The following is an 18607-nucleotide window of genomic DNA, read 5'->3' as shown; positions in this document are numbered from 1 at the left end:
AGGCGGAGGAGGGAGCCCACGCGGAGCGTCGGCGACCGACGACAACGCGGCGAGGCGCGGTGCCGGGGCTCGCGAGCCCGGCACGATCCGAAAGAAACGACCTAGGGGAGCACGGGGAGCACCGGGGGTACGGGGAGGTTGAGCGTGGCCAGGACCGGGAGGTGGTCGGTGGCCGCGCCGAAGTCCGCCGGGGTGATGCCGGGGAGGTCGTCCGGGACGCCGCAGCCCAGGACGCGCAGGCCCCGGCCGGCGAAGACGGCGTCGATCCGGCGGGTCGGGGCGGTGGACGGATAGGTGTGCTCGCCGCCTCGCGGGGCGACGGCCCAGCAGTCCTGCAACTCCGCGGAGATCCGGCGGAAGGCGGGGCCGGTGGGGGGTTCGTTGAGGTCTCCGGCGGCGATGGTGTGCGGGACATCCATGGCGGCGAGGTGGTCGAGGAGCAGGCCGGCCTGGGTGTGGCGCTCGTCGCGGCGCAGGCTGAGATGACAGCTCAGCAGGCCGACGCGGGCGCCGCCGATCCGTACGACGGCGGTGGCGAAGCCGCGGCGGTGCAGGCCCGGGGTGAGCGGCAGCAGGATGTCCTCGGTGCGCTCGACGCCGACGCGCGGGGAGCAGAGCAGGAGGGGGCCGGCGGCGGGGGCGCCACCGCCGAGGACGAGGAGGCCGGTGGCGGCGGCGAGGCGGGCGGCGTGGTGGCGCCAGCGGAAGAAGCGGGGGGCTTCCTGGAGGAAGAGGAGGTCGGGGGTGGAGGTGCGGATGATGTGGGTGAGGGTGGGGAAGTCGTCGCGGAGCGAGCGGATGTTGTAGCTGAGGACGCGGAGGTCCTCGCCGCCGGGGCGTGCGGTACCCATGCCCTCAGCCTATGCGCGCGGCGCCCGCCACCGCTCAAGGACGCCCCCGCACCGCGCGACCCCACCGTCGGGGGCCGGCCCCCGAACCCCCGTGCCTCAAACGCCGGCGAGGCTGGGAGGGCGCACATCAAACGGGCGGACGGGGCACAACCCCCTCGCGCAAGCGGGCTACCCCTGGCGAGCCAGGTCCGCCGCGCCCACGAGGCCCGCCTTGTTGCCGAGTTGGGCGGCGAGGACCTGGGCGTGGGGTCGCCATTGGGAGCCGATGAGCCAGCGGCGGAACGACTTCCGGATCGGCGCCAGAACCAGCTCCCCCTCGTCGGAGACCCCCCCTCCGACAATGAACGCCGAGGGGTCGAAGAGCGACGCCAGGTCCGCCAGCCCCGCCCCCGCCCAGCGGGCCAGCTCGCGGAAGGAGTCGACCGCCACGGGGTCCCCCTCCCGCGCCGCCGCGCTGATGTGCTTCCCCTCGATCCCCTCGACCGTGCCGTCCCCCAGGCCGAGCAGGATCTCCGCGCTCTCGGGGGTCGCGTACGCCCGCTGCCGCGCGTACCGGACCAGGGCCCGGCCGGAGGCGTACTGCTCCCAGCAGCCCTGACTGCCGCAGCCGCACAGCAGCCCGTCCGGGACGACCCGGATGTGCCCGAACTCCGCGGCCACGCCGAAGCGCCCGCGCCGCAGCTTGTTGCCGATGATGATCCCGCCGCCGAGCCCGGTGCCGAGGGTGATGCAGATGACGTCCTCGTGCCCCTGCCCCGCGCCGAAGCGGTACTCGCCCCACGCGGCGGCGTTGGCGTCGTTCTCCACGACCACGGGCAGCCCCACCCGCTGCTCGACCTTGTCCTTCAGCGGCTCGTGCCGCCAGTCGATGTTCGGCGCGAAGAGGACCGTGGCCCGCTTGTCGTCCACATACCCGGCCGCGCCGATCCCGACGGCCTCGATCTCATGGCCCCGACCGGCCCCGCCGACCGCCGTGCAGATGGCGTCGACGATCCCTCCGGGGGTCGACGGAGTGGGCACCGTATGGGTTTCGAGGATGGTGCCCTCCTCGTCGACGACGCCCGCCGCGATCTTCGTCCCGCCGATGTCAACGCCGATGGTGAGTGCCATGGGCCAACCGTACCCGAGGGCCGTGACACCCCTGGTCGGAGCGGGTCTCCGGGGCCGCTCAGTCCAGGTCGATCTGCTCGCCCGGGCCGGGGTCCCCGTCGCGCGGACCGCGCGGACCGCTCGTGTCGCGCGGGTCGGAGGGGTCCTTCGCGGCGGGGCCCTCACCGCTGGTGGGGTTCCGGGTCCAGCGGCGCTCCTGCCCCTCGACGGCGGAGCGGTAGGCCGCGAGCAGCTCACCGCCGGCGGCGGCGAGGTGGTCGAAGACCTGGGGGTTGCGCTCGATGACCGGTTCGACGGCGGACTTCGCCTGGCTGACGAACTGCTGCACAGCGCTCTGCGCGGCGATCCCGGGCAGCGAGCCCTGGAACTCGGTGACCTTGTCGGCGACCGCGCCGAACAGCTTGCGCAGCTCCTCCGCGGCCGAGCCGGGCGGAGTGCCGTACTCGGCCCGGCGGCGGGCCTTCTCGGCGGCGAGGTCCTCGGCGCATGCCTCGGCCCAGGCGTCGGCGTCGGCTTCGGGACGCTCGGTGGCATCGCTCATGACGTACTCCTGCACGGGGGGTCGGCTGTGGTCGCTCGGTACCTCCGACGGTACCCGAACGGACGCGCGCCGTTCAGCGGCCGGCTCAGGGCGTACGCGGCCACTGCGCCGGGTCGGGGGTGAAGCGGACCCTCAGGGTGCCGTCGGCGAGCGCGGCGCCGGAGACGGTGCAGCGGCGGAGCACGGACGGCAGCGGAACGATCCTGCGGAACGGGCCCACCCGGAGGAGCAGTTCATCGCCCCGGCGCACCAGACCGAGATCCTTCTTCTCCGCGCCGGGCAGCGGGAGCGCCCACACGAGGGTGCCGTCCTCCGCCCGCCGGTCCTCCACCGGCGATTCCCGCTCCCCGGGACCGGTGACGGCGGTGGCCGCGCCGATCTCCGCGAGATCCTCCGGGCCCCGAGGGTCGCGCCCCAGGTGCGGGATCTCACGGACGGCGGAGCCCCACTCCCCGTACCACTCCTGGAGGGTCTTCTCCTGCTGGGCGGCGAGCGCGGCGAGCCAGGTGTCGGCGGAGTGCCGGGGCAGGACCCGGTTGGCGAGCAGGGCGGCGGCGGGCAGCCCGTGGAGGGCGAGCCCGGTGCGGGCGGCGCGCAGGGCGCCGGCGGCGGCCGGGCCCGGCTCGGCGACCAGGTGCAGCCCGGTGTCGGGGGACTCGATCAGCGACTGGACGGCGGCCAGCTCGGTGTCCCAGCGCGCGGCGGTCTCATAGAGCCACCGCGCGGGCATCGGCACCCCGGCGAGCTGGGCGAGGACCGGACGGAGCGCGCGGGCGGCCTGCCGCTCGGGCGGCAGCAGCCGGCGCAGATAGCGGCGGAGCTGCGCGGGGAGGGCGAGCAGGGCGATGGTGTCGCGGACCGGCGGCAGATCGAGGACGGTCAGATCCCACTCCCCCGCCGCGGCCTCCGCGAGGCCGCGCAGCAGGGCGAACTGCTCGCTGCCGGGCAGCTCGGTCAGCTCCTCCTCGGCGAGCCCGGCGGTGCCGAGGAGATCGAGTCCGGCGGCGGCGCGCTCCTGGAGGGCGAGGAATTCGGCCCGGAAGTCGGCTCCGGGGTCTATCCGGGCGGCCCAGAGCCCCTCGGCGACCTCGGCCGGGGTGCGGGTCACCGGGGTGCCGAGGACCTCCCCGGGGTCGGCGGAGAGCAACAGCACCCGTCTCCCGGGGCCGGCGGCGGCCAGCGCGGTCGCCGCGGCGACGGTGGTCCGGCCCGCGCCGCCGAGGCCGGTGACGAGGACCCTGCGCATCAGGCGGCGGGTCCGCTCTCGACGCGCTTCTTCAGCCCGTCCAGGGCGCGGTCGATGATGACCTTCTCGGCCTTGCGCTTGATCATCCCGAGCATGGGGATCTTGACGTCGACGGTCAGCCGGTAGGTGACCTCGGTGCGGTCGCCGCCGCCGACGGGGGTGAGGGTGTACGAGCCGTCGATGGCGCGCAGCATCTGCGACTTCACCAGGGTCCAGCTGACCTGGTGGGGGCCGCTCCAGGTGTACGCGAGGGTGTGGTCGTCCTTGATCGCTCCGGCGTCCAGCACCAGCCGGACCTGCTCGGCGCGGCCCTCGCCGTCCCGCGAGATCACCTCGGCCTGCTTGACCTCGCCGGTCCACTCCGGGTAGCGGTCGAAGTCGGCGATCACTCCCATGACATCGGCCGGTGCCGCCTCGATGGTGATGCTTGAGCTGGTGTGTTCCGCCATCGCTGCGGCTCCTCAACAGTGCGGTACGGCCCTGGGGATGATTGGTGTGGTTGCAGGCTATCGCGGACCGTACCGCCCTCCGCGCACCGGTCCGAGGTCGCCGGAGCGGCGGGAGGGAGCACCGGGAGGGGTCACCAGGAGAGGGTCCAGGGGCGGCCGGTGGAGGCGAAGTGGCCGACGTTCACGCACTCGGTGGCGCCGACCCGCATCCGGGCGGCGAGCGGCTGGTGGACATGGCCGAAGAGGGCGTACCGGGGGCGGGTGCGGCGCAGCGCGTCGAGGAGGGCGGGGCTGCCGCGCTCGAAGCGGCGGGCGACGGTGTCGTAGGTCAGCTCGGGCACGTCGGGCGGGATGTGGGAGCAGAGGACATCGACCTCGCCGAGGGCCTCGACCTTGGCGGCGTACTCCTCGTCGGAGATCTCGTAGGGGGTGCGCATGGGGGTGCGCAGCCCGCCGCCGACGAAGCCGAAGACCCGGCCGCCGATCTCCGCGCGCTCGCCGTCGAGCACGGTGGTGCCCGGCCGGGCGTACTCGGGCCAGAGGGCGGGGATGTCGACATTGCCGTAGGTGGCGTACGTCGGTGCGGGAAAGGCGGCGAACAGCTCGGCGTACTGCTTGCGCACGGCGGACTCGATGGCGGTGTCGCGGTCCGTTTCCAGCCCGGCCCAGAGCCTGCGGCCCAGCTCACGCGCCTCCTCGAAGCGGCGGGCGGTGCGCAGGCTCACGATCAGATCGGCGTTCTCGGTGCCGAAGAGATCGGGGAAGATGCCGCGCGAGTGATCGGCGTAGTCGAGGAAGAGAACGAGGTCGCCGAGGCAGATCAGGGCGTCGGCGCCGTCGCCCGCGTTGGCGAGATCTCTGGCGTTGCCGTGTACATCGCTGACCACATTCACCCGGGTGCCTGGCATGGCGTGAAGCCTAGAGCGACTGCTCGGCCGCTGGACAGAGGGGTTGGGCCGGTCGTTCTTTCTGCTGGGCGGGGGTGTGGACTACCCTCGCGAAGTACTGTCATACGCGTGTGACGCAGCGAACATCTGGCCGGAACCCCCTATCCGGCAGCGGTACTGGTGGGTAACGTCCGGGCAGTCCAGTCGTGCTCACCCCAGAGATGAGCATCCGCCCGTCCATGGACCGCAACCGGTGCATCACACACAGAGCCGTGGCGCCGGCGCCCGATGAGGAGCAGCAGTCTTGCGCGAGTTCAGCCTTCCGGCCCTGTACGAGGTCCCTTCGGACGGCAATCTGACGGATCTGATCCGCCGCAACGCCGCCCAGCACCCCGATGTGGCCGTGGTGGGCAGAAAGGTCGCGGGCGTCTGGACCGATGTGACCTCCACCCAGTTCCTGGCGGAGGTGCGGGCCGCGGCGAAGGGCCTGATCGCGGCGGGGGTGGAGCCCGGCGACCGGGTGGCCCTGATGTCCCGTACCCGCTACGAGTGGGTGCTGCTGGACTTCGCGATCTGGAGCGCCGGGGCGGTGACCGTGCCGGTGTACGAGACCAGCTCCGCCGAGCAGGTCTCGTGGATTCTCTCCGACTCGGGCGCGGTCGGGGCGCTGGTGGAGAGCGCGGCGCACGCCGAGGCCGTGGAGTCGGTACGGGAGCGGCTGCCCGCGCTCCGGAACATCTGGCAGATCGAGGCGGGCGCGGTCGGGGAGCTGGTCGCATCGGGCGCGGAGATCTCCGACGCCACCGTCGACGAGCGCGGCAAGACCGCCAAGGCGGACGACCCGGCGACGATCGTCTACACCTCGGGCACCACCGGGCGCCCCAAGGGCTGTGTGCTCACCCACCGCGCCTTCTTCGCGGAGTGCGGCAACGCGGTCGAGCGGCTGAAGCCCCTCTTCCGTACCGGCGAGTGCTCGGTGCTGCTCTTCCTGCCGGCCGCGCATGTCTTCGGGCGGCTGGTGGAGGTGGCCGCGATCATGGCCCCGATCAAGCTGGGCTGTGTCGCCGACATCAGCCGTCTCACCGATGAGCTGGCCACCTTCCGTCCGACGCTGATCCTCGGTGTCCCCCGGGTCTTCGAGAAGGTCTACAACGGCGCCCGGGCCAAGGCGCAGGCGGACGGCAAGGGCAGGATCTTCGACAAGGCCGCGCAGACCGCGATCGACTACAGCCGGGGGCTGGACACCGCCCAGGGTCCGGGGCTGGGGCTGCGGATCAAGCACCGGATCTTCGACAAGCTCGTCTACAGCAAGATGCGGGCGGTGCTCGGCGGCCGGGTGGAGCACGCGATCTCCGGCGGCGCGCCGCTCGGTGAGCGGCTGGGGCACTTCTTCCGCGGGATCGGGTTCACCGTGCTGGAGGGGTACGGCCTCACCGAGTCCTGCGCCGCCACCGCGTTCAACCCGCCGGACCGGCAGAAGATCGGCACGGTCGGGCAGCCGCTGCCCGGGTCCGTGGTGCGGATCGCCGACGACGGCGAGGTGCTGCTCCACGGCGAGCACCTCTTCACGGGGTACTGGAACAACCCGGAGGCGACCGCCGAGGCGCTGGCCGACGGCTGGTTCCACACCGGGGACATCGGCACCCTGGACGAGGACGGCTATCTCGCGATCACCGGCCGCAAGAAGGAGATCCTGGTGACGGCGGGCGGCAAGAATGTCGCTCCGGCCGTGATCGAGGACCGGATTCGCGCGCACGCGCTGGTCGGCGAGTGCATGGTGGTGGGCGACGGGCGGCCCTTCGTGGGCGCGCTGATCACCCTGGACGAGGATTTCCTCGGCCGCTGGGCGGCGGAGCACGGCAGGCCCGAGGGGTCGACGGCGGCCGAGCTGCGCGGGGACCCGGAGCTGCTGGCCGAGGTGCAGCGGGCGGTGGACGACGGCAACGCGGCCGTCTCCAAGGCGGAGTCGGTGCGCAAGTTCCGGATTCTCGCCGCGCCGTTCACCGAGGAGGCCGGCCACATCACGCCGTCGCTGAAGCTGAAGCGCAATGTCGTGGCCAAGGACTTCGCCGATGAGATCGAGGCGATCTACCGGGGGTGACCACCCCCCTGACCACCCCTGATCTCTCCCGGACCTGCCCCGGCCCGGCCCGCCGGGCCGGGCCGGGGCAGGTCCGGGCCGGCTCCGGATCAGCCGGCGATGTCCTCCTGGATGATCCGTTCCATGTTCCGTTCCGCGAGGGCGGTGATGGTGACGAAGGGGTTCACCCCGATGGAGCCGGGCACCAGCGAGCCGTCGACGACATAGAGCCCGGGGCAGCCCGCGGCGCGTCCGTATCCGTCGGTGGCCCGGCCCAGGACGCAGCCGCCGAGCGGGTGGTAGGTGAAGTCGTCGGCGAAGGTCCGGTTGCCGCCGAAGAGGTCGTAGCGGTGGATGGTGCCGTTGGCGCGGTTGAGGCGGTCGAAGAGCGACCTGGCCGCGCGGAGCGATGGCTCGTTCTGCGAGCGCGTCCAGTCGAGCCTCGCCGAGTCGGTGGCGGCGTCGTAGCGGAAGCTGCCGCGCTCGGGGTTCCTGGTGATCGCCAGATAGAGGCTGATCCAGTGTTCGAGGCCCATCGGCAGCGGGGCGATCTCGGCGAAGACCGGGCCGACGGGGTTGCCGGGGTCGTCGATGCCCAGCACGGGCATGGTCGACTGCCGGACGCCGACGGGGTCCCAGAGGTGGTTGGCGCGGGCGGTCATCACATTGCCGTTGGGGCCCCAGCCGAGGCCGACCTCGCCGTTCAGCTCCGGCAGCGCCCCGGTCTCCCGGGCGCGCAGCAGGAGTTCGGTGGTGCCGAGGCTGCCGGCGCCGAGGAAGAGCCGGGCGCAGGCGATCTCGTCGGTCCGGGTGACGCGGCCGGAGAGGTCGGAGCGGTCGACGGTCAGGACGTACCCGTCCCGCTGCCGGCGGATGGCCCGGGCCCGGCTCATGGTCTCGATGGTGACGTTGCCGGTGGCGAGGGCGGCGGCGAGATACGACTTGTCGAGGCTGCGCTTGCCGTGGTTGTTGCCGTAGAGGACCTCACCGGCCAGGGCCGACCGGGGGACCTGGCCGGCCGCCTCGCGGCGCATGTAGCCGAAGTCGTAGACGTTGGGCACGAAGACGGACTCCAGGCCGGCGCGGCGGGCGTGGGCGCGGGAGACCCGGGAGTAGCGGTACCACTCGGTGGACTCGAACCAGGCCGGGTCGATGTCGTTGACGCCGAGCATCCGGCGGGCGCGCGGGAAGTACGTGCCGTACATCGCGTCGGCGTCGACGCCGGGCAGGATCCGGGAGAAGTAGGAGCGGGGCGGGGTGACCGCCATGCCGCCGTTGACCAGCGACCCGCCGCCGACGCCCCGGCCGAGGTAGACGGACATGTCGCCGTGGCTGACCCGGTCCAGGACACCCGGGTAGGGGGCGATGCCGCGGTTGATGACATCCAGCCAGAGGAAGGTGGCGAGCGGTGCCTCGGTGCGGGTGCGGAACCACATGGACCGCTTGTCGGGGCTGATGGTGGGGCAGAAGAGCTTCCCGTCGGGGCCGGGGGTGTCCCAGAGCCGTCCCATCTCCAGGACGACGGTGCGGACCCCGGCGAGACCGAGGCGGAGCGCGGCGACGGCCGCGCCGTATCCGGAACCGATGACGACGGCGGGGGCGTGGTCGCCGGCCGGGGGTTCGGCGGCCGCGGCCGAGGAGAGTCCGATACGGGTGAAGCCGAGGGCCGCGGCGGTCTGGAGGGCGGCGGCGCCGAGCATATGACGGCGCGTCAGATGTAAGCTCATGGGCTGATCATCGGTGAGAACCGGAGTTCTGCCCATACCGCGTGGCAGAGAATCCGATTCCGGCCGGACGCACGACGTGGCGCGCCGATCGACGAAGTGTCAGGAACGTCCCGTCATATCCGGTGGATGACCGGGACGGCCGACGGCGGCGGACGACGCCCGGGCGCGGGTCTCAGAGCAGGGTGCGGAGCCGCTCGGCCAGCAGATCCCAGCGCCACTTCTCCTCGACCCAGCGCCGGCCGCGCTCGCCCATCCGGCGGCGCAGCTCCGGGTCCTGGAGCAGTGCGACGATCCGTTCGGCGGACTGGGGCGCGGAGCCGCCGGTGACCACCCAGCCGGTCTCGCCCTCCAGCACGGCGTCCGGCGCGCCGCCGGAGTCGCCCGCGACGACCGGCAGCCCGGTGGCCGACGCCTCCAGGTAGACGATCCCGAGGCCCTCCACGTCCAGACCGCCCCGGCGGGTGCGGCAGGGCATGGCGAAGACATCACCGGCGCCGTAGTGGGCGGGCAGCTCCGACCACGGCACCGCGCCGGTGAAGCGCACGGAGGCGGCGACGCCGGTCTCCCGGGCGAGCCGCCGCAGATCGGACTCGTAGGGGCCGCCGCCGACGATCAGCAGAACCGTCTCCGGGACCTGAGCGAGGATGGCGGGCAGCGCGCGGATCAGGGTGTCCTGGCCCTTGCGGGGCACCAGGCGGGAGACACAGACCACCACGGGGCGGTCGCTGAGCCCGAGCCGCGCGCGGACCGCGGCGCCGCCCGAGTCCGGGTGGAAGGTCTTCTCGTCCACACCGGGCGGGAGCTGCGCCATGCGGGCGGCGGCATCCGGGGTGAGCGCGGCGGCGATCCGGGAGCGGGTGTACTCGCCCAGATAGGTGATCGTGTCCGTGCCCTCGCCGATCCGGCGCAGCAGCTGCCGGGCGGCGGGCAGCTGCGCCCAGCCGGCCTCGTGGCCGTGCGAGGTGGCGACCAGCCGCCGCGCGCCCGCCCGGCGCAGGGCCGGCCCCATCAGCCCGAGCGGGGCGGCGGCGCCGAACCACACCGACGCGCAGCCGTGCTCGCGCAGCAGCCCGGCCGCCCTGCGGGTGACCGCGGGGGTGGGCAGCAGCATCGTCGCGCGGTCGCGCACGACGGTGAACGGCTGCTCGGCGTCGAACGCGGCGGTCGCCTCCACGCCCTCGCGCCCCCGCTTCCAGGTGGAGGCGTAGACCACCAGGCGGTCCGGGTCCAGCCGGAGCGCCATGTTGTGCAGAAACGCCTGGATGCCGCCGGGGCGCGGCGGGAAGTCATTGGTCACGATCAAGGTCTTGTGCATGGTCAGCCGACAGTACCGAAATCCGGGGAGGGCGCCGAACGGCCCTGCCCGATCGCCGGGCGGTGGCGCGCACGGCATCATGGGGCAGCTTCGCAAACCATGACGAACTGGACGAGATCTCATGACGGGCGCATACGGCGGCCCCCGCACCCGGCTCCTGGTGTGGGTGATCACCCGGGCGGGTCTGCTGCTGTGCGTCTCCAAGGTCCTGCCGTTCCCGGGCCCCGATGTCACCACCGATGTGTCGGTGATCTACCGGGGCTGGTACGAGATCCTGCGCACCGGTGCCTTCCCGCTCTCCGACGTCACCTGGCAGTACCCGCCGGGCGCGGCGCTCGCGATCCTCGCGCCCGGGCTGCCGCCGTTCTCCCTCCTCGGGTACGCGGGGGGCTTCTTCGCGTCGGTGCTCGTCTGCGACGCGGCGGTGTACGCGCTGCTGGCGTACGCGGGCGGGCGGGCCGGGAGGTCGCCGCGCGGGGCGTGGGTGTGGACGGTGGGGGTGCCGCTGCTCGGGCCGACCGTCTACGCGCGGTACGACCTGATGGTCACCGCCGTCGCGGTGGCGGCGCTGCTGGCGGGGGCGCGGCGGCCCCGGGCGCTGGGGGTGCTCGCGGGGTTCGGGGCGCTGCTCAAGGTCTGGCCGGTGCTGCTGCTGGTGGGGGTCCCGCGCGGCCGGGCGACCCGGCGGGCGTGGGCGGCGGCCGGGGTCACCGCGGGCGGGCTGACGCTGGTGTTCCTGGCGGCGATGCCGGGGGCGCTGGCCTTTCTGACGTTCCAGCGGGACCGGGGGACGGAGGTGGAGTCGCTGGGGGGAATGGTGTTCCACGCCGCCCGGTACGCGGGCTGGGAGGGGAGGGCGGTGCTCCACTACGGCTCGGTGGAGTTCCTCGGGCCGTATGTGCCGCTGGTGTCGGGGGTGGCGCTGGCGCTCGCGGTGGGGGCGCTGGGGTGGGTGGTGGTGTGGCGGGTACGGGTGCGGGAGTTCGGGCCGGCGACGCTGTGCGACGCGGCGCTGGTGGCGGTGCTGCTGTTCACGGCGACGAGCCGGGTGATCAGTCCGCAGTACATGGTGTGGGTGGTGGGGGTGGGGGCGGTGTGCATGACGTTCGGGGGGAGCAGGATGGGTGGGGTGGTGGGGGTGGTGTTGGGGGCGACGGGGATGACGGGGTTGGAGTTTCCGGTGTGGTTTTCGGGGGTGGTGGCGAGTGAGGGGGCGGGGCTGGTGGCGCTGACGCTGCGCAACGCGCTTCTGGTGGCCGCGACGGCGCTCGGCTGCGCGCGCCTCTGGCCGCCCTCGGGCAGGCCCTCCGCGGTGCGCGGCCCCACGGACACCCCCAGCCGATCCACCGTGTGAGTCCCCGCGCGACGGGACACCCGAGCAAACCCGGCCCGCCCCGGGGCACCCCCGGGGGCAGCTCCGGGGAAGCTCGCCCGCACCGTGCGGGCCGGGGTTCGGGGGGTTCGGGGGGTTCGGGGGGTTCGGGGGGTTCGGGGGGTTCGGGGGGTTCGGGGGCCACCCCCGCGCCTCAAACGCCGGCGAGGCTGGATGTACCCCGGATCACCCGCCCAGGCGGTGGGCGAGATACGTGCGCCACCGGGTGGTGAAGGCACGGGGAGTGGTGGACAGGATGTCGGACATCGCCTTCTCCACCGCCGCCCCCCGGTGCTCCCCCGCCCCCACCACCCGGTAGAACTCCGCCAGCCTCCTCTCCCCCCACTCCTCCGCGATCAGCTCGCACGCCAGCCACCCTCCCTCGTACGCCCGGGCCAGCTCCTGCGGCGTCCCGCCGAAGGCGAAGTCCCCGTCCGAGGGAAGCTCCGCCGGAAGCGCACCGCGCCGCACCTCGCGGCGGAGTTCCGGGGCCGTCTGCGGGGCGGTGCGGTCGGTGGCGCGGTAGGCGACCCAGTCCGCGTACCCCTCGGAGAGCCACATGGGCGTCGCCGGTGAGGTGTGCGCGCGGGTCGCCACATGGGTGGTCTCATGGGTCAGCACCACCTCCTTGCCGAACTCCCCGAGCACCCCGTACGCCGCCGGATTGACGATCACCCGGTCCGCCGGCGACTCCCCCGACCCGCCGGTCTCCCCGGTGGTGACCGCCGCGATCCCCCGGTACCCGGAGGCCGGCGCCCCCAGCAGCGCCCCCATGTCCTCCAGCGTCGACGGGACGAGGATCACCACCCGCCCGGCCCAGCGGGACGGCCACGCCGCCGTGACGGCCGGCACCGAGCGGTCGGCGGTGACCGCGAGCGCCTCCAGCCGGGCGGGCTCCTGGCCGACCCCGAGGATCAGGCTCCGCTTCCCCCGCACCACCGTGACCTCGCCCTGCTCCCAGAGCTGCTCGGCGCCCCCCTCGGCGACCCGGTCCGCCGTCACGTACCAGCGGTCCCCCTCCCGGACCAGCTCCAGCGTCCGGGCGGCGGTCACCGGCCCCTTGTCGTACCCGCTGACGCGGTAGCGCAGCTCAGCCCCGGCCACGGCCCGGTCCCCCCGGCGGTCCACCGCGCCGAGCCGGTACTCCCACGATCCGAACGGCACCCGGGCGAGACCGCGGAAGCGCCGGGACTCCTCGGCCCGCAGGCGCTCCGCCCCCGGGGCGACGGCCGCGAGATAGCCGCGCTCGTCACCGGCGAGGACCGCCGCCGCGCGGGCGTCGAGGGTGCGCTGGATGGAGCGGACGGCGGCGTCGGACGCCGGGGCCGAGGTACCGCACCCCGTGAGGAGCGCGGGCGCCATCAGGGCCGCCGCGAGCGAGAGCCCCGCCGTCCGCACCACCGCGCGCCGTCCGTATCCGTGATCCGCCACGCCGCCGATCGTACGGAACGCGGCCCGGGTCAGACGCGTGTGACCGAGGAGACCGGCATCATGCCGACCGGGTCGTAGCGCACCGCGGCCCCCGGATAGGGCGCGTGCACGACCTGGCCGTTGCCGGCGTACATCCCGATGTGGCTGGCGTCGTCGCGGTAGGCGACCAGATCGCCGGGCCGGGCGTCGGCGAGCGCCACCCGCCGGCCGGCGCCGCGCTGGGCCTGGGAGGTGCGCGGCAGCCCGACACCCGCCTGCCCGTACGCCCACTGGGTGAGCCCGGAGCAGTCGAACCCGGCGGGCCCGTTGGCGCCCCACACATAGGGGCGGCCGACCGCTCCGCGCGCGGCCCTGAGCGCGGCGGCGGCCCGGGAGGAGGCGGGCGCCGCGCCGGCCGGGCCGGGCGGGGCGTCGTCCCGCCGGGCGCGCGAGGCCCGGTCGTACCGCTCCCGCTCCCGCGCCGTCAGGGAGTTCAGCAGCCGCTGGGCCTCGGTGAGCCTCCGCTCCACGGCCCGCTTGTGGCGGCCCACCGCGGCCCGGCTGCGCTCCAGTTCGGCCAGCGCGCGGGCGGCCTCGGCGCGCTGCTGGGCGAGATCGCGCCGCACCCGCTGGAAGTCCCGCAGGACCCCGTGCTGGTGTTCGCCGATCCGCTGGAGCGCCTCGGCGCGGGCGAGATAGGTGTCGGGATCGGAGGAGAGCAGCAGATCGAGGGTGGGGTCGACCCCGCCCGAGCGGTACTGAGCCCCGGCGACCGAGCCGAGCGCCTGCCGCATCCGGTTGATCCGCTCCTGTCCGCGCGCCACCCCGTCCTGGGTCCTGGCCACGACCCGGCGCAGCTCCCCGGCCCGCTCGCCCGCCTCGTTGAACTTCTCGGTGGAGCGCTCGGCCTCCGCGAACAGCCGGTCCACCCGGGTCTGCGCGCTCTGCGACGACGGCGTCCGCGGTGTGTCGTGCGGGTCGGCGCTCGCGGGTACGGCCCCGAGAGCGGCGGCGGCCGTGGCCGCGGCCGCCGCGGTCAGGACCGTGGTCCTGGCGCTGTGAGTGAGGCCGGGCTGTGAGGGCCGTCGATGGGACACCACGGACCGCGCTCCCTTCTGCGGATACACAGGGGCTGTTGCGCGGCAGACAGTAGCCGGGTGACCACGGGGCGGCCAAAGACCCCGGAGGGCGCGCGCGACCGCGCCCCGCCGGGAGACCACAGGTCACCGGCGGGGCGCGGCGTCAGCGAGGGGAGCGGGAATTCGCCCGATTGGGCGGCACGGCCGGGCCTTTCGGCGGCCCGGCCGGGTGGGGCGCCGGGTCAGACGCGCACGCCGAACATGTACGGCATGTTGTTGATGGACTCGTACCGCACCACCGCGCCGGTGCGCGGGGCGTGCAGGATCTGGCCGTTGCCCGCGTAGAAGCCGACGTGGTGCAGGTCGGAGTAGAAGAACACCAGGTCCCCGACCTGGAGATCGCTCTGCGAGTTGATGCGGGTGCCGATGCCGGTCTGGGCCTGCGAGGTGCGGGGGATGGAGATGTCGGCCTGGGCGAAGGCCCAGGAGGTGAGGCCCGAGCAGTCGAAGGAGTTGGGGCCGGCGGTGCCGTAGACGTACGGCACCCCCAGCTTGCCCTGGGCCGCGCTGTACGCGGCGGCGGCCCGCCCCGACGCGGGCTTCCCGGAGCCGGGCGTACCGGTGTCGGTGTTGGTGGCGGGCTTCTTCGCGGACTCGGTGCCGGTGGTGCCGGTGGCGTTGGTGAGGTCCTCGCGCTCGGTGGCGCGGTTGGCCCGCTCCTCGGCGCGCTCGGCCTTCTCGGCCTCCTCGCGCTTGAGCGCCGCCCGCTCCGCGGCGGTGAGGGAGTTCAGCAGCCGCTGGGCCTCGCCGAGCTTCGCCTGCACCTCGCTCTTCTTGGCGCCGAGTTCCTCGCGGGTGTCGGCGAGGTCGCCGAGCTTCTCCTGCGCCTCCTTGCGCTGCTGCGCGAGGGTCCGCTGCTTGGTCTGGATCTCGGTGATCGCCTCGGTCTGCTTGGCGCCGAGCTGGTCCAGCGCGGACGCCTTGTCGAGGTAGTCGTCCGGGTCCGAGGAGAGGAAGAGCTGGAGGGAGGGGTCCATACCGCCGGAGCGGTACTGGGCGCTGGCCACCGAACCGAGGCTGTCGCGCAGCTCGTTGAGCCCGTCCTGGCCGCGGGCGACCTTGTCCTGGAGGTTGTCGACCTGCTTCTGGAGCTTGCCCTGCTGCTCCTTGGCGCCGTTGAGCTTCTCGGTGGCCTTCTCGGCCTCCTGGTAGAGCTTGTCGACCTTCTCCTTGACATCGTTCTTGCTCGGCTTGGGATCGGCCTGAGCGGTCTGGGAGGTGAGGGCCACAGCGGCGGCGGCGGTCGCGGTGAGCACGGTCACACGGGCGCGGCTCGGATGCTTGGGACGACGGTGGGACGCCACGAAGGACGGCTCCTTCTTCCTCTGAGCCGCCTACCGGGAGGGGACGCCCCGGCTCCGCGCGCACAGCTCCCCCGGGAGACTGCTGAGGCGCACGGACTCGGCGGTCCTCCGCTGCCACCCCGGATGGGTGATCTACCGCGCGAAGGTTCGAAGCCTGACCTTAGTGACCCACTTGTGATCACTTCAAATCCTGCCGGGAAAAATCTCGGTCACGGAGGCATTCTTTACTCGTATCGCACCCGCCGTAAGGGGCATTTGACCGTCTGTTTCGATCACTTCCGAATGAATCCGGGCATTGGCGCCATGAGTTGACATCGACCCCATGGCGGAGAGCGCGGTTCACCCGGCGCGGCGGACCCGGTCGGGACCTCAGACCCGGGAGAGCCGCTTCAGCAGCAGCAGCGAGGCGACCGGCCGCGCCCCCACCTTCGCCACCCCGTCGGCGACCTCGCGGTCGGTGGAGACCACCACCACGGGCCGGCCCGGCGGCTCCGCCCGCACCAGCTGGCGGATCAGCTCGTCGGCGGTCACCCCCGGCTTGGAGAAGAGCACCCGCACCCCGCGCGGCGGGGCGAGCAGCACCGGGGCCGCCAGCTCCGCGCCGTCGAAGACGCAGGTGATCTCCGCCCCGGTCTGGGCGGCCAGCACCGAGAGCCCGCCGAGCAGCCGCAGCCGCTGCTTCTCCAGCGGCATCGTGGGATAGCCGGTCTTGGTGACGTTGTAGCCGTCCACCACCAGATGGGCCTGGGGCAGCGCCAGCAACTGGTCGAGCAGGGCCGGATCGGTCTCGGAGAGCGCGCGGGCGGCGATGTCCTTGGGGGACATCCGGCCCGGCTCGACCGCGTCGACCGTGTCGGCCGGGTGGAGGGAGGCGGGCGGCAGCGCCAGCTCGCGGCGGAGCCCCTGGGCCGCGTCCAGCACGGTGTCCAGCAGCAGCCGCAGCCGCATGTCCTCGATCGAGCGGCCCTCCCTGGCCGCCCTGCGCCCCGCCTCCACGGCGGCCTCCGCCTCGCCGAGGCGCGCCTTGAGCCGCCGGGTCTCGCTCTCGGCCGCCGACACCTGGGCGGCGCTCTCCGACCGCACGGTCTCGATCTCGGCGGCGGCCCGGCGCAGCGCGGCCTCCCCGCGCTTGATGTCGCTCTGGGCGCTGCGGACCTTGCGGCGCAGCGACTCGGCCTCCTTGCGGACGGTCTCCAGCTCGGTCCGCAGCCGCTCGGTCTCGCTCTTGGTCAGCCCCCGGGCGTCCGCCAGCTCCTCGCGGAGCCGGTCCAGCTCGCGCCGGCCCGCCTCGTCCGCGCGCTCGGCATCCGCGCGCAGGGCCTCCTCGCCGGCCGCGGCGACGAGTTTCACCCATCCGGTGGGCCGGAGCACATAGGCCGCGGCGGCCACATCGAGGGGGTCGGCGGCGGCGGGCGGCGATCCGGCGGCCAGGGCGGCGCACAGCTCGGTCTGCACCTGGGTGAGCCGCTCGCCGATGCGCTGCCGGAAGAGGGGATCGCTCTCCAGCGCCGCGGCCATCGCGTTCCCCGCGAACTTGGCCCGCCGGGAGGGGGTGAACCGGGCGTACTGCCGCAACTGGGGCGGGAGTTCACCGACGGTGAGCCCGCCGAAGGCGTCCGAGACCAGTGCCACGACCCGGCGCCGGACGCCTTCCGGCAACGGCCGGTCGAGCGCCTCGGCGGCGTCCCCGGCCGCACCGGCCGGTTCGGCGCCGCTGTCAGGCTGCTCCACGATCCGTCACCCCATACCCTCCGCGGGGACCCCGTCAGGAGTCCGCGCCTGGCCTGTCCACCAGCTCGATCTTGTCCACGGCGTTGCACCAGCGGCAGCGCACGGACTCGATGGTCTCACTGAGAACCTCGCGCTCCTCGACCTTGGGCTCTCCGGCCAGGTCCAGATGGACGTATTCGACGACCTTCGACGAGCGGGTGACATCGAAGCGGGTGAGATTGCCGCAGAGTGCGCAGCGCCAGCGGGTGCCGGCGGTCGGCGAGGGAACCGTCGTCATGAGTGCCGTCCTCTTTCGTCGTCCGGATGCGGTTGCCGCGGTGCGCCGTCGAACTGCGGGTGTACTCCCCGTAACTCTATGGCCTCAAGGGGGTCCAGGGGCACGGCGAGGCGCTCTGTACCGTTCCGTTCCACTAAGCCATGATCTGTCCATGGTCGATTGGCGGGGCGTGGCCCTGGGCGCGTTCCGGGGGGCGGCGACGGGGCCCTCCGTGACATACGGAGTGATCGCCGTCTGCAGTGCGGTCTTCCTGGTCAGCCCGGTGTCGGGGCTGAATCCGGACTACGGGACGGGGGACGCGCTGCTGGCGGCGCAGAGCGGCTACTTCGAGCGGTGGGGGGTGATCCCCTCCGCGTTGACGAGCGGCGACCCCGGAGCACTGCTGACCCCGTTCACCGCGCTCTTCGTCCACGGGAACTGGCTGCATCTGCTCGGCAACATGCTCTTTCTCTACGTCTTCGGCGCGATGGCCGAGGAGCGTGTGGGACAGCTGGAGTTCACGGTCTTCTACGCGATCACGGGGTATGTCGCGCTCTTCGCCTACGCGGCCGCCAACGCGGGGTCCGACCAGACCCTGGTGGGGGCCTCGGGAGCGATCTCGGGGGTGCTCGGGGCCTTTCTCTTTCTCTTCCCCCGGGCACGGGTCACCAGTCTCTTCCCCTTCCTCTTCTTTCTGCCGCTGCGCTTCCCCGCCTGGATCGTGCTGGTCTTCTGGTTCGCGCTCCAGTGGCTGGCCGCGTCGGGCGCGGGCAGCGGGGGGCCCGGTGTGGCGTATCTGGCACATCTCGTGGGGTTCGGGGCCGGGTTTCTCTACGCATGGGGACGTTTCGGCCGTAGGGCTAGAGTGAAGACCCCAGCAGCGGCCACCGAGGGAGAAAGCAAGCCGTGATCACCGCGATCGTGCTCATCAAGACCAGCGTGGACCGCATCCCCGAGATCGCGGAGTCGATCGCCTCGCTGGAGAGCGTCAGCGAGGTCTTCTCCGTGACCGGCACCTACGACCTGATCGCGATGGTCCGGGTGGCCCGGCACGACGATCTCGCCGAGGTGATCCCGGGCCGCATCAGCAGGATCGCCGGGGTGGAGGCCACCGACACGCATGTGGCGTTCCGCACCTACTCCCAGCACGATCTGGAGGCGGCGTTCGCGATCGGACTGGATTCCTGAG

17 protein-coding genes are annotated in these 18607 nt (G+C 73.3%); 4 read left to right on the top strand and 13 right to left on the bottom strand.

Going from position 1 to position 18607, the window contains the following annotated elements:
* Window positions 1-101 precede the first annotated feature (101 nt).
* The 6 genes from ACWCRA_RS18430 to ACWCRA_RS18405 all read right to left on the bottom strand — a co-directional run bounded on the left by ACWCRA_RS18430 (window position 102) and on the right by ACWCRA_RS18405 (window position 5084).
* On the bottom strand, window positions 102-851 hold the full coding sequence (locus ACWCRA_RS18430; protein WP_451068060.1) for an endonuclease/exonuclease/phosphatase family protein: 750 nt from the start codon (window positions 849-851) through the stop codon (window positions 102-104).
* Window positions 852-1019: 168 nt separating this feature from the next.
* Complete coding sequence (locus ACWCRA_RS18425; protein WP_451068059.1) at window positions 1020-1961, bottom strand: ROK family glucokinase; 942 nt, start codon at window positions 1959-1961, stop codon at window positions 1020-1022.
* 58 nt (window positions 1962-2019) lie between these two features.
* Window positions 2020-2502 carry a DUF5304 domain-containing protein gene (locus ACWCRA_RS18420; protein ID WP_351544465.1) on the bottom strand — a complete coding sequence of 161 codons (483 nt, stop codon included), beginning with the start codon at window positions 2500-2502 and terminating at the stop codon, window positions 2020-2022.
* Window positions 2503-2587: 85 nt separating this feature from the next.
* On the bottom strand, window positions 2588-3748 hold the full coding sequence (locus ACWCRA_RS18415) for an ArsA family ATPase (protein WP_451068058.1): 1161 nt from the start codon (window positions 3746-3748) through the stop codon (window positions 2588-2590).
* Window positions 3748-4197, bottom strand: a complete 450-nt coding sequence (locus tag ACWCRA_RS18410; RefSeq protein WP_351544459.1) for an SRPBCC family protein — start codon at window positions 4195-4197, stop codon at window positions 3748-3750. The genes ACWCRA_RS18415 and ACWCRA_RS18410 overlap by 1 nt, the downstream gene beginning before the upstream one ends.
* Window positions 4198-4328: 131 nt before the next feature.
* Entirely contained in the window at window positions 4329-5084 is a 756-nt protein-coding gene (locus tag ACWCRA_RS18405) for a metallophosphoesterase family protein (RefSeq protein ID WP_351544815.1), read from the bottom strand.
* 304 nt (window positions 5085-5388) lie between these two features.
* On the opposite strand from ACWCRA_RS18405, the gene ACWCRA_RS18400 reads away from it, so the two are divergent.
* A complete protein-coding gene (locus ACWCRA_RS18400) occupies window positions 5389-7185 on the top strand; it encodes an AMP-dependent synthetase/ligase (RefSeq protein ID WP_451068057.1) in 1797 nt (598 codons plus the stop codon).
* An 89-nt stretch (window positions 7186-7274) separates the two neighbouring features.
* Here ACWCRA_RS18400 and ACWCRA_RS18395 read toward each other — a convergent pair whose 3' ends face one another.
* Together ACWCRA_RS18395 and ACWCRA_RS18390 are read right to left on the bottom strand one after the other, a co-directional pair.
* Complete coding sequence (locus tag ACWCRA_RS18395; protein WP_351552454.1) at window positions 7275-8891, bottom strand: GMC oxidoreductase; 1617 nt, start codon at window positions 8889-8891, stop codon at window positions 7275-7277.
* A 172-nt stretch (window positions 8892-9063) separates the two neighbouring features.
* Window positions 9064-10206, bottom strand: a complete 1143-nt coding sequence (locus ACWCRA_RS18390) for a glycosyltransferase family 4 protein (RefSeq protein ID WP_451068056.1) — start codon at window positions 10204-10206, stop codon at window positions 9064-9066.
* 121 nt (window positions 10207-10327) lie between these two features.
* Here ACWCRA_RS18390 and ACWCRA_RS18385 point away from each other — a divergent pair, with 121 nt between their 5' ends.
* Window positions 10328-11560 (top strand): glycosyltransferase 87 family protein, encoded by a 1233-nt coding sequence (locus ACWCRA_RS18385; RefSeq protein ID WP_451068055.1) that lies wholly within the window; start codon window positions 10328-10330, stop codon window positions 11558-11560.
* A 204-nt stretch (window positions 11561-11764) separates the two neighbouring features.
* On the opposite strand, the gene ACWCRA_RS18380 is transcribed toward ACWCRA_RS18385, so the two are convergent.
* The 5 genes from ACWCRA_RS18380 to ACWCRA_RS18360 form a co-directional block, all read right to left on the bottom strand.
* Window positions 11765-13009 carry a hypothetical protein gene (locus ACWCRA_RS18380; RefSeq protein ID WP_451068054.1) on the bottom strand — a complete coding sequence of 415 codons (1245 nt, stop codon included), beginning with the start codon at window positions 13007-13009 and terminating at the stop codon, window positions 11765-11767.
* A gap of 29 nt (window positions 13010-13038) precedes the next feature.
* On the bottom strand, window positions 13039-14088 hold the full coding sequence (locus tag ACWCRA_RS18375) for an NlpC/P60 family protein (RefSeq protein ID WP_451068053.1): 1050 nt from the start codon (window positions 14086-14088) through the stop codon (window positions 13039-13041).
* Between the two features lie 221 nt (window positions 14089-14309).
* A complete protein-coding gene (locus ACWCRA_RS18370; protein WP_351552466.1) occupies window positions 14310-15431 on the bottom strand; it encodes a C40 family peptidase in 1122 nt (373 codons plus the stop codon).
* 369 nt (window positions 15432-15800) lie between these two features.
* Window positions 15801-17162, bottom strand: coding sequence for an NYN domain-containing protein (locus tag ACWCRA_RS18365; RefSeq protein WP_351552469.1), 1362 nt, complete (start codon window positions 17160-17162; stop codon window positions 15801-15803).
* 34 nt (window positions 17163-17196) lie between these two features.
* On the bottom strand, window positions 17197-17439 hold the full coding sequence (locus ACWCRA_RS18360; RefSeq protein ID WP_351552472.1) for a hypothetical protein: 243 nt from the start codon (window positions 17437-17439) through the stop codon (window positions 17197-17199).
* 151 nt (window positions 17440-17590) lie between these two features.
* Between ACWCRA_RS18360 and ACWCRA_RS18355 the strand changes: the two genes are divergently transcribed.
* Together ACWCRA_RS18355 and ACWCRA_RS18350 are read left to right on the top strand one after the other, a co-directional pair.
* Window positions 17591-18328 (top strand): rhomboid family intramembrane serine protease, encoded by a 738-nt coding sequence (locus ACWCRA_RS18355; protein WP_351552475.1) that lies wholly within the window; start codon window positions 17591-17593, stop codon window positions 18326-18328.
* Window positions 18325-18606, top strand: a complete 282-nt coding sequence (locus tag ACWCRA_RS18350; RefSeq protein WP_351552478.1) for an Lrp/AsnC family transcriptional regulator — start codon at window positions 18325-18327, stop codon at window positions 18604-18606. The genes ACWCRA_RS18355 and ACWCRA_RS18350 overlap by 4 nt, the downstream gene beginning before the upstream one ends.
* Window position 18607: the final 1 nt, after the last annotated feature.

This window comes from Streptomyces sp. NPDC001889 (assembly GCF_053594535.1).
This window is presented reverse-complemented; position numbering and strand designations above follow the sequence as displayed.